Consider the following 15,288-nt stretch of genomic DNA (forward strand, 5'->3'; position numbering starts at 1 on the left):
TGAAAATTTTATAAACACACTTGCAGCGGCGGACCGGCAAGCTATCTCGCTGGCGAATTGACGCCCCGGTTTTTACCTTCGCCCAAGGTGACACGCTTGTGCTGCAAGGAACGTGCATGTCTGAGTTCAACGGCTTGGGTAGTCCATCGAATGCTTTAAAACCCCAAAACAACACGCTGGACGATTGCAAAGAATCCCTGCATGTGGTGATCGAGCAACAAATCATTCCCCGATTGCTCAACGTCCAGCAGTTCTTTCCCGGCAACGTCCAGCAGGCCGTTCAGGCGCTGGAGAACAGCGGCCTGGACGCCCAGCCTGAATTCCAGGCCTTCACCCAACACTGCCTGAGCGGCGACGCCATGCAGGCCAACCAGATCGTTGACGCCTTGAGCGCCCGGGGTTTGGCGAACGACCGCATTTTTTTGGAGCTCATCACTCCGGCCGCCCGCCATCTGGGGGTCTTGTGGGAGCAGGATTTGTGTGATTTCACCCAAGTCACCTGTGGCTTGGCCCTGATGCACCAGATGATTTACCGCCTGGGTTACGAGTCACCAGCTGGGCAATGCGAAGAGGGCGCTCGCGAGCGGGTCATGCTGGCCTGCGCGCCAGGGTCTCAGCATTTCCTCGGCCTCACGATCGTGGCCGATTTTTTTCGCCAAGCGGGCTCCGAGGTGGTGCTGGAAATCTCCTCCTCCGAATCCGAGTTGCTGCGGGCCGTGGCCAACGAATGGTTTGATGTAGTGGGGATTTCGGTGGCCATCGAGGCGCAATTGAGCACACTGCCCGCCTTGATTGCCCATATGCGGGCCAGCTCGGGAAACCCCAAGGTGCGGGTGGTCTTGGGCGGCCCGATTTTCATGATCCGAGATTTCAACCCAGTCGAGTTGGGGGCGGATGCCATCTTCACCGATGCACGTGAGGCCGTCGGCGCGGTCAAGCATTTGGTGCGGGCGAGTTGAACGCGGGGCTTCGTGTGATGCCCTATAGGGTCAGGAACGCAGCGTTCCATTTGCTGCGATATGCAGCACCTGATGCGGTCATCAGCGGGCAGCGCTCCATTTCAGAATTTGTTGTGCCGTGCCCGCTGGGTCCTGCTCGTGTGCCAGATGCCCCAAGTTAGCCTGAACCTGCTGCACGGCTTGCGGCAAACGCCGGCAAGCCTCAACGGCCAGGGCGGGCGGCACGGTCCGGTCTTGCGCACCGATGTGCATGAACACCGGGTTGCGTATTTCATGCAGACGTGCGGCCAGCGGCTTGAGACGCCAGGCGGCCATCATAGACAGCACGCCGTGCACATGGCCCGAGTTGCTGAGCACGCGGTGGTACAGTTCTAGCCCTTGCGCGTCGAGTGTCGAGCCGGTGCGCGTCAGCCATTCGGCCACGGCTCCGGGTTTGGCAGCCATTTTGGCGGTGGCCCAGGCCGACAGTGGGTTGAGCGCGGCCAGCTTGGCCGCCGGGCCGAACAACCACGAGGCCATGCCCGGCAGTGGGAGCCAGGCCGGGTTCAAGCCGATCAAGGTGCTGCGCGACGCGCTGTCAAAGTGAAGCGCCATGTGCGCGGCAATGGCAGCACCCGCAGAGTGGCCCACGATGACCTGGGGCGAGAGGTTCAGTTGCCGCATCAGCGCGCGCAGGCCTTCGGCCATGCCGGGCAGCGACAGTGCGCCTTCTGGCCCCCGGCTGGTGAAGGCGTGGCCGGGCAGGTCGGGTGCGACTACGGTGAAGTGCTGCGCCAAGGTCGGCAGCAAGCCGCGCCAGCTGAAATTACCCGAGCCCGTACCGTGCAGCAGCAACATGCAGGGGCCTTGACCCATTTGCTGAACGTGCCACTGGATGCCGCCTGCCTTAATGAAGCGGCTGTGCTGCGCATGTGGCCAGTAGGTCCGGTGTTCTGCCCAGACCATGCCGGGGTAAAAGCTTTCAAACATAGCAGGTGCTGCGGCGTATCGGGTTTTTGAAACGGTTCATGTGCCGGGGTTGCGCACGCGCTCCATGGCGCTTGCCATGCGCTGCGACTGCACCTGCGGCATGGCCAGGTAGCTCGCGCCCATGGTGGCGGCCAGTTGCTGGGCTTGCGCATCGGGGTGCATTGAGGTGTCGATCCATAAGGCGCGGTGACCGCTGGCGCGCCACTGCTGGCCCCAGCTTTGCGCATCGGATTGAGCCTGGGAACGGCCGCCTAGGCCTTGCAGCGTCACATTGGCGCGGCCGTCGCTCAGCACGACCAGGATAGGCGTGACGCCTTGGCGGTGCAGCTGCGCCGCTTGCTCGTGCGCCATTTTGAGGGCCAGTGCCAAAGGGGTGCCGCCGCCGCCGGGCAAGCCGGTCATGGCGCGTTTGGCACGCACCAGCGAGCGCGTCATGGGCAGCAGCAGCTGCGCCTGCGCACCCCGAAAGGCCACGATGCACACGCTGTCTCGTCTGGCATAAGACTGTTGCAACAGCAACTCAACCGCACCTTTGGCCTCGGCCAGGCGCTGCAGCGCGGCCGAGCCCGAAGCGTCGAGCGCCAGAATCAGGCAGCTGGAGGCGCGCTGCTGGTAGCGCTGGATGTGGAAATCTTCGGCGCGGATCGCGACGCGGCCGGTGCTCTGCGTCTGCCGCAAGCGCTGCTTGGGCGCGGCGGCGCGCAAGGTGGCCAGCACATGCAGGCGCGCCTGACCACCGGGGCGGCCCGGACGAGGGGGCAGGGGTCTGCCGCGTTGCGAGCCTGCACGGGTTTGGCCGCTGCGCCCGGAGGTGTGTTGGCTGACCTCGCCTTGGCGGGTCATCAGCGCGTCAAGCATGTGCGGCGGCAAGCTGGCCAGCGCGGCGGCGACCACCCTCTCTTGCAGGTCTTCTGCACTGGGTTCGGCGCTTTGTTCGGCGTTTTTTTCGGTGCTTTGTTCGGCGTTTTGCTCAGGCGTTTCAGCCGATTCTTGGGGCTTTGGTGGTGTGTTGCCATCGGCCTGCTCGGTTTCAGCGGGCGCTGCTTCGGCAGACGGCTCGGTCGGCCACTGTGTGGCGCGCGGCGCAAGCACGCAGCGCGCTGCAAAACCCAGGTCTTCGGCGTCCAGCGTACTGCACCCGTTCAGCGCCGCATGGCCGCAGGCCACGCGCAGCGCCAGGCTGGGCACGCGCAAGGAGCCAATGCCCAAGCTCCAGGCGGCGGCGCACAACGCTTGCACCTGTTCGTCGGTGGCTTGCACTTGCGGCAGGTGCTCGCGGGCACGGACCAAAGCGCCGGGGCTCAGGCGGATGTGCAGGCCATCGCTGTCCGCGTGTGCATCGGTATCGGTATCGGCATCGGCCCAACTCGCATGAATGTCGCTGGGCGAGAGTTCATTCAGGTCCAGCCACAGGCCCAGGCGCTCGGCCAGGGCAGTGCCCACGCCAGGCTCGTCGGGCAAGGATTCGTCAAGCGCGACCACCCCAAAGCGGGTGGGTGTCGGGGCGCTGCTGTGGCGGGTGGGCGGCACTTGTCCTTGCTCCAGGACCTGAACCAACGGCGCGAGCAGGGCGGGCGACAAGCGCTCGGCCATGGGCAGACACACCAAGCCTTGGTCAGCTTGCTGCAGCAAACCCGCTTGGGTGAGCAGTTGGCCGGTTTGCAGGGTGTGGGCCAAGTCGATGCCACCCAGCAGCCGCTCGCTGTCCACCGAGCCAGGCACTTTGATGAGGCCCAGGCCCAGCCCTGCCAGTGCTCGCAGCCAGCGCTCGCGCACCGGGCCGTGCGGTGCGCTCAGGCACACACCACCAAAACCGTGGGGGTCGATTTGCAGCAGCTGCAGCGCGGTGAGCGCGTCGTTCCAGCGCGTCAGCGGGTCTGAGGAAGAGGTTTCGCGACTCATGCGGCGGCTGAACAGCGGTTGTGCAGGCGCGTTGCCTGGGGTGCAACGGGGCGGGGTCTACGAGAACCCATCGCTGCGAGGACGCAGTCCCTAAAGGGAAGGGGCAGTGCAAACATGGGGATCTGGTCAACCGCTCAGGCGGCCAGCACTTCTTGCAAGCTGCGCTGCACGCGCGCGCCCGAGTCGGTGTCGTCCAACGGGTTGCGGCGCAGGCGGTGGCGCAGGGCGAGCGGTGCCATGTTTTGCAGGTGTTCGGGTTGGACTGCCTTGTGGCCTTGCAGCGCGGCATAGGCCCGCGTGGCGCGCAGCAGCGTGAGTTCGGCACGCAGGCCGTCGGTGCCAAGCTGTTGGCACAGGCGGGCGCAGAGCATCAGCATGTCGTCGCTGACTTGCACCTCTTCGAGCAAGTCACGTGCCTTGAGGATGCGTTTTTGTAGTTTCTGGTTGTCCTTGTGCCACAGCGCTTTGAAGGCGGCGGGGTCTTTGTCGAAGGCGTCGCGTCGTTTGATGATGGTCACCCGCAGTGCCAGGTCTTGCGGTGTGCGCACCTGCACCGACAGGCCAAAGCGGTCCAGCAGTTGCGGGCGCAGTTCGCCTTCTTCGGGGTTGCCGCTGCCCACCAGTACAAAACGGGCGGGGTGGCGCACGCTCAGGCCTTCGCGCTCGACCAGGTTTTCGCCCGAGGCGGCCACGTCGATCAAGAGGTCCACCAGGTGGTCGTCCAGCAGGTTGACCTCGTCGATGTACAAAAAGCCCCGATGCGCTTGGGCTAGCAAACCGGGGGCGAATTCCTTGACGCCGTGCGAAAGAGCTTTTTCCAGGTCGAGTGCGCCGACCACACGGTCTTCGGTCGCGCCCAAAGGCAGGTCAACCACGGCCACATTCTGGCGTTCGGTCGCGACTTTGCTTTTCGGGTCGCGGGCCTGGCAAAGAGGGCAAGCTCCTGCGGGTTGGGTCGGGTCGCAGCGGTAAGGGCAACCCTTGACCACCTGGATTGGAGGCAGCAAGTCGGCAAGCGCCCGCACGGCGGTTGATTTGCCCGTGCCCCGGTCGCCCAGTACCAGCACGCCACCGATTGACGGGTCGACCGCCACCACCTGGATGGCAAGGGTCATTTCATCTTGACCAACGATGGCCGCGAAAGGGAAGGTCAATGCCATGGGGCGTCCCGCAAAACTGTTCTTGGGCCATCATCCAAAAGACATGGCAAAGTGTCAAGTTAAATTTACAGTTTGTGTTTTGACGTGACCACTGGGTCGGATTCGCGTGAGGGCTCGGGCTTCAAGCCGTAGCGGGCAGCTAAATCCCAAACGTGCTGCGGCAGCATGTTCTTGATGCGCGCTGGGGCTTCGCGACGCAGGTGCAAGATGGCCTCGATGGCCTTCATCTCGACCCGGGCGCGTGCAAACTCCAGGCCGCGTGGACCCACTCGGGGCATGAGCCAGTTGACCAGGGGCTTGATCCAGGCGGGCATGCGCCGCAGCGGCAGGCCGCCAGCGGCCCGCTCGGTGTTGGCCATGAAGCCGCGAACCGGGCCTCCTCTTTGGCCCTTGCTGATCGGGGCGCTGGTGACCAGTTGTCCTTGTAGGCCATCGAGCACCGATTGCCCGCGTGCGTTGCGCACCAGCAGCCACTGCTGGCCGTGCCCGCCCATGTAACCCACGGTGATGTCGGCCAGCACATTGGTGTAGTCCACACAGGTGCGGCAGGTCAGCGGGAAAAAGTCGGGCGGTAAGGTCGACAGCGGTAAGTTCAAAAACGGAATCAGCTGTTGGTCGCCCTGGTCGGTGCGCACTTCGACCCTGTAATCGGCGCGGAATTCGACGTAGCTGATGTCCTGCGGGCGGTCCGAGATCAGCCCCAGAAACTGGTGGAAGTTTTCGGTGCTTGTGTTGTCCGAGCAGGGCGTGCCGATCACATAGAGCTGCTCGAGGCCTTGTTCGCGTTCGAGCTGCGGCTGAATGGCGCGAAGGGCATAAATCTGACACGGAATGCCGATCACGGCCAGGCGTTTGTGGCCTTGCGCCAGCGCTGGCTCCACCAGACTCAGCAGGGGGGCGTAGCCCATGCGCATGCCACGGCACTGCGCCATGTCCTCGGCGCGGGTGACCAGTACCGGGCGCGGGCGCCAGCGGTCATGCGGGTCGGCGGCCATGGCGATTACTGCGTCAACCAGGTCTTTTTCGAGCAGAACTTCGGCCAGTCGGGTGGTGATGCCGGTCCATTGCGCGCCGGGTGTGGGTGGGTCGAGGCGGGCGCTCAGGATCTGTTGGTAAGGCCCGAAAAACAGCTCGTCGGGCTGGGCGTTGTGACCTGGGCGGTCATGCTGGCGTTGGCGGCCGTGCACACGCTGCTCCAGCCCCGGGTAGTCGGGCTGGATGAACTGGCAGGCCTGACCGCAGCGTTTGGGGTCGTCGGTGCGAGACAGGCCGCAATCGGTGCACAGCTTGCGGCTTGGGGCGGTGATGGGGCTGGCCAAAGGCGTACCTTGAGCTGAGATGTTGGCCGAGATGCTCATGACGGCGTTTGGGGTCCGAACCCGATCAGCTCGCGCGGGTGAATGGCATCACACCAATCAGCCACAGGTGCAGGCCACCCATGAGGAAGGCGGCCCAGATGCCCGTGCCCATCGTCACCGCCAACACGCTGCCGATCAGTGTGCCTTCGGGGGCGGTGTGCAGGCTCAGGCGGTCGCGTTGGCGCGCCGCGCGAAACACCAGCACCGACCAGATCAGAAAGCCGCCGAACAACAATAGATCAGCCAGGTTGCCGTTGGACAGCAAATGGGCCAGCGCCCATACCTTGACCGATAGGGTCATGGGGTGGCGCAGTTTGGCCTTGATCTGGTTGCGCGGCACATAGCTGGCCACCAGCAGCACCATGGCCAGCCACATCAGCAAAATGGTGGCGTGCTGCATGCCACGCGGCGGCGTCCACAAAATCAGAGGGTTCAGCCGTGCCTGGCCGTAACCTTGCACCAGCAGGATCAAACCCAGCAGCGAGATGGCTGTGTAAACGCCTTTGAAACCCAGCGCACCCCAGCGGGCAATGGCGTTTCTGCGCAGTTGCGGGGCTAGGCTTTGCACGGAGTGGATGCCCAAAAAGAGGGCCAGACCGATGAGCAGTTGCAGCATGTCAAAACCTTTGTGTGCAGGGTAGAGGGGCGTCGAATTCAGACTCAAGTGGCATTCTGACACGGGTGTGTCTATTGAGGTTGACATTTGAAGTTTCGGAAGTTCCTGTGTGATTTGCTCGGGTATCAGCGCTTAAGGACAAAGTGACTGATCTGGCGCACAATGAACTGGACAGTATTTTTTAACCTTCCTTTTCAGGAGAAATTCATGTCGATTTTTTCGCCCCTTCCTTCGAATCGCCGCGTGTTCATGATGCAGGCTGCCACTGTGGCCACGGCCGTGATGGCTGTGAGCGAAGCCTCTGCCCAAGCCATGGTCGATGAAAAAGACCCTCAGGCGGCCGGATTGGCCTACAAAGCCGATGCGACCAAAGTTGACAAGACGAAGAACCCCAAGTTCGCTGCGGGTTCCAATTGCGGCAACTGCGCCTTGTACCAGGGTAAGGCCGGCGCTGCTTCCGGTGGGTGCCCCTTGTTTGCAGGCAAGCAAGTCTCGGCCAAAGGCTGGTGCTCGGCTTACGCCAAAAAGGCCTGAGGCGCGCAGCCTCCCGAGCTGCCTGCTGGTTGGGTACGAAAGCCGCCCTCGGGCGGTTTTTTTTGGATATTGGGTTGGACTACCGATCTTTACAAGTGATGACGTTGGTGCTTACCCTTGTTTTTGGGTGATTTCCGGATCCTTGAATGCACAAAGTGTCAATCTGACATTACACTTTGACCTGTCTTCAACTGACCGGAAAGCCCTTCAATGGCGTCTTGGGTGCTCGCAGCGATGGACCTGGCCTGCCAAAAGGCCCAGCGGACACTGTTCGAAGGCGTCAGCTTTAAGGTGCCCGCAGGCAGCTGGTTGCACATCGAAGGCGCTAATGGCTGTGGCAAGACCAGTTTGCTGCGCATCTTATGTGGCCTGTCCCCGGCGGCCCGCGGGCAAGTGGTTTGGTCTGCATCCCCTTTCGAATTCCCCAGATCGCGCGCCGCAAGCCCTGACCGTTCAGTGCTGCACTACATTGGCCACGCGCTGGGCCTCAAACCCGATTTGAACGCTTGCGAAAATCTGTGCCTCGATGCGCAGGTAAGCGGCTTGCCGCTCAGCCGCGAACAGGCCCTGCAGGTGTTGGCTGCACAGGGCCTACAAAGCCGGGCGCATTTGCCGGTACGGGTCTTGTCGCAAGGTCAGCGCCAGGGCGTGGCGCTGGCGCGTTTGCGCACTAGCCCGGCTCGGCTGTGGGTGTTGGACGAACCCTTGGTCGGGCTAGATGCACAGGCCACAGCGACAGCCCGTGCCTTGCTGCAGTCCCATGTGGACGCGGGCGGCGCGTTGGTCATGACCAGCCACCATGATGTGCGGCTGCAAGGCCCCGGCGCACGTTTTGATTTGGGCAACCGGGCGCTTGCCACATGAACATCCAGACCATCCAACTCCCCGCTTTGGCTCAGCGCATGCCCAGCCCCTGGCAAGCCATGTCCGGTTTGCTCAAGCGCGACTTGCGTTTGGCGTTTCGGCGCAAGTCCGAATGGCTGGGCGCGGTGACTTTCTTTGTGCTGGTGGCCGCCTTGTTCCCGCTGGCCATTGGCCCCGGGCCCGCCTCGCTGCGCCTGATTGGGCCGGGCGTGCTGTGGGTCGCGGCCTTGCTGGCCAGCATGCTGAGCTTGGGTCGCCTGTTCGAGGCTGATCACCTGGACGGTAGCCTAGAGCAAATGGCGCTGTCGGCCGCGCCCCTGTCCTGGTTGGTTGCCGCCAAACTGCTGGCGCATTGGTTGATCGCGGGCCTGCCCTTGGTGCTCTTGTCGCCGCTGTTGGGCTTGCAGTTTGCGTTGTCGTCCGAGGCCCTGGCCATGTTGGCTTTGACGCTTTTGATCGGCACGCCCGTGCTGTCCTTGCTGGGCGCGATCGGTGCAGCCCTGACTTTGGGGCTGCGCGGTGGCGGGGTGCTGCAGTCGCTTTTGCTTTTGCCTTTGTATGTGCCGGTGTTGGTGTTTGGCACGGGCGCGGTGGATGCGCAGATGCGCGGCCTGGGCGGGGGTGCGCATATTTCGGTCTTGCTGGCGCTCTTGCTGGGCGCGGCCGCATTCAGCCCCTGGGTCTGTGCGGTGGCTTTGCGCCTGGCATTGGAATGAGGGACCGCCCCATGAAGCTCTTTCATTACGCAGCGCCGCAAAACTTCTACCCACTTGCTGGGAGGATAGGGCCATGGCTGGCGCTGATGGCCACAGCGCTGGCGCTGGCGGGTATGTGGCTGGGCTTTATGGTTGCGCCGTCCGATGCGCAGCAGGGTCAGGCCTACCGCATCATTTACATCCATGTGCCGGTGTCTTGGATGGCCATGGTGATCTACCTGGCCATGGCTTTTTGGAGCGTGTTGGGCCTGGCGTTCAACACGCGCTTGTCGGGGCTGATGACGCGTGCGCTCGCGCCCACCGGGGCCTTGCTGGCGTTTTTATCGCTGTGGACCGGGGCCTTGTGGGGCAAGCCGATGTGGGGTACTTATTGGGTGTGGGACGCTCGGCTGACTTCGATGTTGATCTTGCTGTTTTTGTATTTAGGCTACATCGCGCTGACCTCGGCCATTGAAGACCCGCGCCGCTCGGACCGCGCCGGGGCGCTGGTGGCCCTGGTCGGTGCAGTCAACGTGCCCATCATTTACTTTTCGGTCAAGTGGTGGAACACCTTGCACCAGGGCGCATCGGTCTCGCTCACGCAATCGCCGCGCATGGCCAGCGTGATGCTCAGCGGCATGCTGCTGATGACGTTGGCGATTTGGTTGTACGCAGCGGCCGTGGCCCTGTGGCGTGTGCGCAGTTTGATGTTGGTGCGTGACAGCCATGCGGCCTGGGTTCAGCAACTGCCCGAAGTGCAAGCACACCGGGCTTGCAGGGGCCTCGCATGATGTGGCAAAACGCTTCTGAGTTCTGGTTCATGGGCGGCTATGGCGCGTATGTGTGGGGCAGTGTGGGCGTGAGTGCTGCACTGCTGTCGCTCGAGGTGGTTCTGGCGCACAGGGGGCGTCAGCATGCGCTGGAGGCGGTGTGCGAGGCTATGGACGCAGACGCTGCGGACGGGCGGGAACGCGCTTTGCCTGGGGCCACCCATTCAAGTCTTTTCAAGGCAGGAGCCCCTTCGTGAAAAGTCGCCACCAACGCTTGTGGGGCATCGGCTTGAGCTTGTTGCTGCTGTGCGGCGCGGCCTATTTTGTGCTCAACGCTTTTCAGAGCAACCTGGTGTTTTTCTTCACGCCTACCCAAGTGGCCGCCGGTGCAGCGCCCCAAGACGGGCACTTTAGGGTCGGCGGTCTGGTCAAGGCGGGCAGTGTCAAGCGCCAGGACATGGCAGTTGAGTTTGTCGTGACCGATACCCACCACGAGGTGCCAGTGCGCTATGTGGGCCTGCTGCCCGATTTGTTCAAAGAGGGCAAAGGCGTGGTGGCCCAAGGCCGACTGGATGAGGGCCGTCTGTTTGTGGCCAGCGAAGTGCTGGCCAAGCACGACGAAAACTACATGCCACCCGAAGCCCAGCACGCGCTGGACGAGGCGACACGAGCCCGCACGGGCGCGGCGGTGCAGCAATGACCGCCGCCGCCAGCACAGGAGCCAAGCATGTGGCCTGAAGTGGGTCATCTGGCCTTGATCGTGGCGGCCTGGGTGGCCATGGCTCAAGCGGTGCTGCCACTGTGGGGCAGCTTGTCGGCGCGGCGTTGGGCTTGGCAGGTGCTGGCCCGGCCTTTGGCCGTGTTACAGCTGGCCCTGATCGTGCTGGCTTTTGGGGCTTTGTGGCACGCCTTTCACGTACACGACTTCAGCGTGCGCTATGTTGCTCAACACTCCAACACCTTGTTGCCAGCGACCTACCGCCTTTCAGCCATTTGGGCCGGGCACGAAGGCTCGCTGCTGTTGTGGGTCTTCATGTTGGCGGTTTGGTCGGTGGCGGTGGCCTTGTTTTCCAAGCGATTGCCGCAGGCCCTGGTGGCGCAGGTGCTGGGCGTGATGGGCGTGGTTTCAGTGGGTTTTCTGGCCTTCATCCTCACCCTGTCCAACCCGTTTGCCAGGCAGTTCCCGGCCCCAGCCGAGGGGCGCGATTTGACGCCTTTGCTGCAGGACCCGGGTCTGGTGATTCACCCGCCCATGCTCTACATGGGCTATGTGGGCATGTCGGTGGCTTTTGCCTTTGCCATGGCAGCGCTGCTGTCGGGGCGCCTCGATGTCGCTTGGGCACGCTGGGCCCGGCCCTGGACGCTCGCGGCCTGGGGCTTTTTGACACTGGGCATCGCTTTAGGTTCGTGGTGGGCCTATTACGAATTGGGCTGGGGCGGCTGGTGGTTTTGGGACCCGGTGGAAAACGCCTCGCTCATGCCTTGGCTGGTGGCCACGGCGCTGATCCACTCGCTCATGGTCACCGACAAGCACGGGCAGTTCAAGGCCTGGACGGTGCTCTTGGCCATTAGCGCGTTTTCGCTCAGCCTGTTGGGCACCTTCCTCGTACGCTCGGGCGTGCTGACCTCTGTGCACGCCTTCACCACTGACCCGGGCCGGGGCATCTTTATCTTGCTGTTTCTGGCCGTAGTGGTGGGCGTGTCACTGGCCTTGTTTGCCTGGCGTGCGCCGCAATGGGCCAACGCTTCGCAGCCGGTGGCCGGTTCGCGCGAATCGTTTTTACTGCTCAATAGTGTGCTGCTGGTGGTGGCCATGGCAGCGGTGCTGCTGGGCACCTTGTATCCGTTGATCATCGACGCGCTGAACCTGGGCAAGTTGTCGGTGGGGGCGCCGTATTTTGACCGGGTGTTTGTGCCTTTAATGGTGCCGCTCTTGCTGGCCATGGTGCCAGGCACGGTGGTGCCTTGGCATGTGGCGCGTTGGGCCGCGGTACGTTCTTTGGGGGTGCCTGGGGCCTTGGCGCTGCTGGCGGCCAGCGCTTGGGCCAGCTGGGGGGGCACGCCGATGGCGGACGGTAGCACCACGATGGGCGGTTGGCTCACGGTGATGGGCGGCACGCTGGGCGGCTGGATCGCGCTGTCGGGCGCTTGGCAAGTCGCGCAGCGCTTGCGTTTGCCGGGCGCACCGGGCTTGGCTTGGTGGGGCATGCACGCGGCGCACCTGGGCGTGGCGGTGCTGGTGCTGGGCATCACAGGGGTCAAGTCCTTTCAGGTCGAGCGCGATGTGCGCTTGGGCCTGGGCGATGTGGCCGTGGTGGCCGGGGTGCGCTACCAACTCATCAGCGTGGACAACCATTTGGGGCCAAATTACTTGGCCTTGCGTGCGCAACTCAAGATGCTAAAGGGCGAGCCGGGCAGCGAACGGCTGATGGGTATCCTGCAACCTGAAAAGCGCCGCTATGTATCGAGCGCCATGCCCATGACCGAGGCGGCGATTGACCGTACCCTGTGGCGCGACCGCTATGTGTCTTTGGGCGAGCCACTGGCGGGCGAGCCGCCGCAGTGGAGTTTTCGGGTCTATCACAAGCCCTTCGTGTCGTGGATCTGGCTGGGGGCCTTGTGCATGGTTTTGGGCGGCGCTTTGGCGGCTTGGGACAAGCGGTACCGCCAAGCTGCATCATCTGTCCGTTCGCTCAGCGCACAGGCTGACAGAGGCGGGGGTGCGTTGGGTGATTCGGGCAAACAAGGTGTGTCGCCAGCCGCTGTGACCACAGGAGCCTTGTCATGAGCGCGCCTTCTGCCAGCGCCCCAAGCCGACGCATGCCGCCCTGGGTGTTCGTGCCGCTGGCCCTGTTTTTGGGCATGGTGGTGTTTCTGGCGCTGGGCCTGAACCGCAATCCGCAGGAAATCCCTTCGCCGCTCATCGGTCGATCAGCGCCAACTTTCCAATTGCCGGTGGTGGGCGGTCAGGATGTTTTCGAAGCGGGGCAATTCAAGGGGCAGCTCACGTTGGTGAATTTTTGGGCCACCTGGTGTGCGGGCTGCAAAGAAGAGCACCCGATCCTCATGGCGCTGTCGCGCCAACCGGGTTTGCAAATGGTGGGTTTCAACTACAAAGAACTGCAGGCCTCGGAGCTGTCGGGTCAGGACCCGCAAAGCGCCGATGCACGGCAAAAAGCCACGGACCGCCACCAGGCTTGGCTGCAAAAAAACGGCCAGGCTTTTGGCGTGAACCTGCTCGACATGGATGGCCGTGTAGGCATGGATTTTGGCGTGTACGGCTTGCCCGAGACCTATCTGGTGGATCGCGAGGGCGTGGTCCGTTTCAAGCATGCCGGTGCCTTGACGCCCGAGGTGGTGCAGCACACTTTGCTGCCACTGATGCGGCGTTTGCAGCCATGAAGTCCGCACGCATGATCTGTCTTGGGGTGGTCTTGGCCTGGTTTCAGACCCAGGCCTTCTGTGCGTCAGGGGTTCAGCCCGGCCTGCCAGCCGCCAGCGAGGTGCGCAGCCCTGCACTGCCTGTGCGGCCCAGTGTCTTGCCTGCTGTGTTGGTGGGCGAGTCGGCACGGGCCGAAGCCCCCATGTCGCCCCAGGCCCAGGCCCGCTGGGACCACATCGCAACCGAGTTGCGTTGTATGGTCTGCCAGAACGAGTCACTGGCCTCCTCGAACGCCGAGCTGGCGGTGGACCTGCGCCGCGAGCTGCGCCACTTGATCGAGCAGGGCCAAAGCGACGCTGATATCCGGACTTTTTTGGTCAGCCGTTACGGTGACTTTGTGCTCTATAAGCCCGTGCTCAAGCCCATGACCTGGTTGCTGTGGTTCAGCCCCTTTGCCTTGCTTTTGCTGGCGCTGGCGGTGGCGCTGCGCCTGGTGCGCCGCACACCCACTGCGACCACTCCCTTGACCGAGCGCGAGCGAGAACGCGTTCGCCAACTGCTGGAGTCCTGATGTCATTTTTGCCGCCCTGGGTCGGTTTGCTGTTGGCCTTGCTGCTTTTGTTGGCGCTCGCATCCGGGGTGCTGCGCTGGGGCCTCGCTCGGCAGGCGAGGGGCCTGGCGCAGACCGATGCGGGCGAGGATGTGCAGTCCCAGGCCCGTCGGCGGATCCAGCAACAGCACATGATCGATCTGGACGCAGCCTTGGCAGAAGGCCGTCTGAACGCCAGCCAACACGCAGCGGCCCGCGACGACCTGATGCGCCAAGTGCTGGTGGATCAGGTCCCAGTGGGGACGGCCGTGCAGCTTGGCGACCAGGGTGCAACAGTACAGCTGCGCTGGGGCTGGATCTTGCTCTTGCTCGGCGCGCTCAGCGGCTTGACTTATGGGCAATTGGGCTCTCCGCAGACCTGGTGGCCCGTGCCACTGAGCCAGCTAGTTCAGATCAGCGCCGCCACCCCCGAGCAACTGGCTGAGCAAACCCGGTTGTGGCAACAGGCGACGCAAAAACGCCCCGACAATGCCGAGGCTTGGTTGACGCTGGCGCGTTTGCAGGCCGCCCAAAACGCGCACGACCAGGCCGAACAATCCTTGGCACGTGTGCTTGCCCTTTCGCCCGAGCCTGATCTGTGGATCGAACGGGCGCAGATGAAAGCGCTCAGCTCGGGCGGGGTTTACACCGGCGAGCCTTGGCAGTGGATTCATAACGTGTTACGCGAGGAGCCCCGGCATCTGAACGCACTGGTGCTGGCGGGCAGCGCGGCCTGGTCGGAAAAACGCCACGCAGCCGCCCAAACTTATTGGCAGCGCGCCCTGAGCTTGGTGCCCGCCAGCAGTGAAGCCGCCCAGGGACTTCAGCAAGCGCTGTCGCAGGTCTCGCCAGAGGCTTTGCTGTCGCAGGGGGCAGCATCGGCACCGGGCATCGCTTTAACGGCAGACACCCGTCCCGTCATTCAAGGCGAGGTCCGGCTCTCGCCCGTATTTCAAAAGCAGATTGCAGCAGGTTCGAGCCTGTTCGTTTACGCCTTGGCCGAAGACGGTTCGCGCCGTCCGGTAGCCATCTGGCGCGGCACTCCCAGCGCTTGGCCGGTGAGTTTTGCCCTGAGCGACAGCATGGGCATGGGTGCCCCCCCGGTCTTGTCTTCGCTGGCGCAGGTGCGTCTGGTGGCCCGCATTTCTAAAACTGGCTCGGCCCAAAGGCAGGCCGATGATGTTCAGGTTGAACTGCCTGGCGTTAAAACCGGCGTGCAAGGTGTAGTGCTCGACATCACCGGCCGCAGCCCGTAGGTCAGATCCGACGCCACCGACCTGCGGATGCCGTGATTCAAGCCTGGCGCAAAGCCCGTGAGTGGCTGTGCACCGTTTCGACCAAGGCCGACACATGCTCTGGCGGTGTGAATTGGCTGATACCGTGGCCCAGATTGAAGATGTGCGTTGGCCCGGTGGTGGTCGGGTCGGTGTGCGGTGCGCCAAAGCTGTCCAGCACACGGCGCACCTCGGTGGCGATTTGCTCGGGTGGGG

The 15,288-nt window shown here is 63.4% G+C and carries 17 protein-coding genes; 11 read left to right on the plus strand and 6 right to left on the minus strand.

The window, feature by feature from the left end; genetic code table 11:
- Window positions 1–116 precede the first annotated feature (116 nt).
- Entirely contained in the window at window positions 117–959 is an 843-nt protein-coding gene (locus BN3544_RS13850; protein ID WP_155820334.1) for a cobalamin B12-binding domain-containing protein, read from the plus strand.
- Between the two features lie 81 nt (window positions 960–1,040).
- On the opposite strand, the gene bchO is transcribed toward BN3544_RS13850, so the two are convergent.
- The 5 genes from bchO to BN3544_RS13875 all read right to left on the minus strand — a co-directional run bounded on the left by bchO (window position 1,041) and on the right by BN3544_RS13875 (window position 6,964).
- On the minus strand, window positions 1,041–1,928 hold the full coding sequence (gene bchO, locus BN3544_RS13855; RefSeq protein ID WP_019429132.1) for an alpha/beta fold hydrolase BchO: 888 nt from the start codon (window positions 1,926–1,928) through the stop codon (window positions 1,041–1,043).
- A 36-nt stretch (window positions 1,929–1,964) separates the two neighbouring features.
- A complete protein-coding gene (locus tag BN3544_RS13860; RefSeq protein ID WP_019429133.1) occupies window positions 1,965–3,830 on the minus strand; it encodes a magnesium chelatase subunit D in 1,866 nt (621 codons plus the stop codon).
- A gap of 134 nt (window positions 3,831–3,964) precedes the next feature.
- Window positions 3,965–4,990 carry a magnesium chelatase ATPase subunit I gene (gene bchI / locus BN3544_RS13865; protein WP_019429134.1) on the minus strand — a complete coding sequence of 342 codons (1,026 nt, stop codon included), beginning with the start codon at window positions 4,988–4,990 and terminating at the stop codon, window positions 3,965–3,967.
- A gap of 65 nt (window positions 4,991–5,055) precedes the next feature.
- Window positions 5,056–6,348, minus strand: coding sequence for a Coenzyme F420 hydrogenase/dehydrogenase, beta subunit C-terminal domain (locus BN3544_RS13870; protein ID WP_019429135.1), 1,293 nt, complete (start codon window positions 6,346–6,348; stop codon window positions 5,056–5,058).
- 25 nt (window positions 6,349–6,373) lie between these two features.
- A complete protein-coding gene (locus BN3544_RS13875) occupies window positions 6,374–6,964 on the minus strand; it encodes an NnrU family protein (RefSeq protein ID WP_019429136.1) in 591 nt (196 codons plus the stop codon).
- 207 nt (window positions 6,965–7,171) lie between these two features.
- Between BN3544_RS13875 and BN3544_RS13880 the strand changes: the two genes are divergently transcribed.
- The 10 genes from BN3544_RS13880 to ccmI all read left to right on the plus strand — a co-directional run bounded on the left by BN3544_RS13880 (window position 7,172) and on the right by ccmI (window position 15,054).
- Entirely contained in the window at window positions 7,172–7,498 is a 327-nt protein-coding gene (locus BN3544_RS13880) for a high-potential iron-sulfur protein (protein ID WP_019429137.1), read from the plus strand.
- A gap of 210 nt (window positions 7,499–7,708) precedes the next feature.
- Window positions 7,709–8,362: a cytochrome c biogenesis heme-transporting ATPase CcmA gene (gene ccmA / locus BN3544_RS13885; RefSeq protein WP_019429138.1), complete on the plus strand. Its 654-nt coding sequence runs from the start codon at window positions 7,709–7,711 to the stop codon at window positions 8,360–8,362.
- On the plus strand, window positions 8,359–9,078 hold the full coding sequence (gene ccmB, locus BN3544_RS13890; protein WP_019429139.1) for a heme exporter protein CcmB: 720 nt from the start codon (window positions 8,359–8,361) through the stop codon (window positions 9,076–9,078). The genes ccmA and ccmB overlap by 4 nt, the downstream gene beginning before the upstream one ends.
- A gap of 11 nt (window positions 9,079–9,089) precedes the next feature.
- A complete protein-coding gene (ccmC, locus tag BN3544_RS13895; RefSeq protein ID WP_231734005.1) occupies window positions 9,090–9,848 on the plus strand; it encodes a heme ABC transporter permease CcmC in 759 nt (252 codons plus the stop codon).
- Window positions 9,845–10,084, plus strand: coding sequence for a heme exporter protein CcmD (gene ccmD, locus BN3544_RS13900; protein WP_019429141.1), 240 nt, complete (start codon window positions 9,845–9,847; stop codon window positions 10,082–10,084). The genes ccmC and ccmD overlap by 4 nt, the downstream gene beginning before the upstream one ends.
- Window positions 10,081–10,527, plus strand: a complete 447-nt coding sequence (gene ccmE / locus BN3544_RS13905) for a cytochrome c maturation protein CcmE (protein ID WP_019429142.1) — start codon at window positions 10,081–10,083, stop codon at window positions 10,525–10,527. The genes ccmD and ccmE overlap by 4 nt, the downstream gene beginning before the upstream one ends.
- Window positions 10,528–10,554: 27 nt before the next feature.
- A complete protein-coding gene (locus BN3544_RS13910) occupies window positions 10,555–12,615 on the plus strand; it encodes a heme lyase CcmF/NrfE family subunit (protein WP_019429143.1) in 2,061 nt (686 codons plus the stop codon).
- The gene (locus BN3544_RS13915) at window positions 12,612–13,229 is read left to right on the plus strand and encodes a redoxin domain-containing protein (RefSeq protein ID WP_231734007.1); all 618 of its coding nucleotides are present in this window, start codon (window positions 12,612–12,614) and stop codon (window positions 13,227–13,229) included. The genes BN3544_RS13910 and BN3544_RS13915 overlap by 4 nt, the downstream gene beginning before the upstream one ends.
- Window positions 13,226–13,780: a cytochrome c-type biogenesis protein gene (locus BN3544_RS13920; protein WP_019429145.1), complete on the plus strand. Its 555-nt coding sequence runs from the start codon at window positions 13,226–13,228 to the stop codon at window positions 13,778–13,780. The genes BN3544_RS13915 and BN3544_RS13920 overlap by 4 nt, the downstream gene beginning before the upstream one ends.
- The gene (ccmI, locus tag BN3544_RS13925; RefSeq protein WP_019429146.1) at window positions 13,780–15,054 is read left to right on the plus strand and encodes a c-type cytochrome biogenesis protein CcmI; all 1,275 of its coding nucleotides are present in this window, start codon (window positions 13,780–13,782) and stop codon (window positions 15,052–15,054) included. The genes BN3544_RS13920 and ccmI overlap by 1 nt, the downstream gene beginning before the upstream one ends.
- Window positions 15,055–15,091: 37 nt before the next feature.
- On the opposite strand, the gene BN3544_RS13930 is transcribed toward ccmI, so the two are convergent.
- Window positions 15,092–15,288 (minus strand): uroporphyrinogen decarboxylase family protein (locus BN3544_RS13930; protein ID WP_304438461.1); only part of this gene is annotated, 197 nt, incomplete at its 5' end.

This window comes from Limnohabitans sp. Rim47 (assembly GCF_001517545.1).
Lineage (GTDB): Bacteria > Pseudomonadota > Gammaproteobacteria > Burkholderiales > Burkholderiaceae_C > Limnohabitans_A.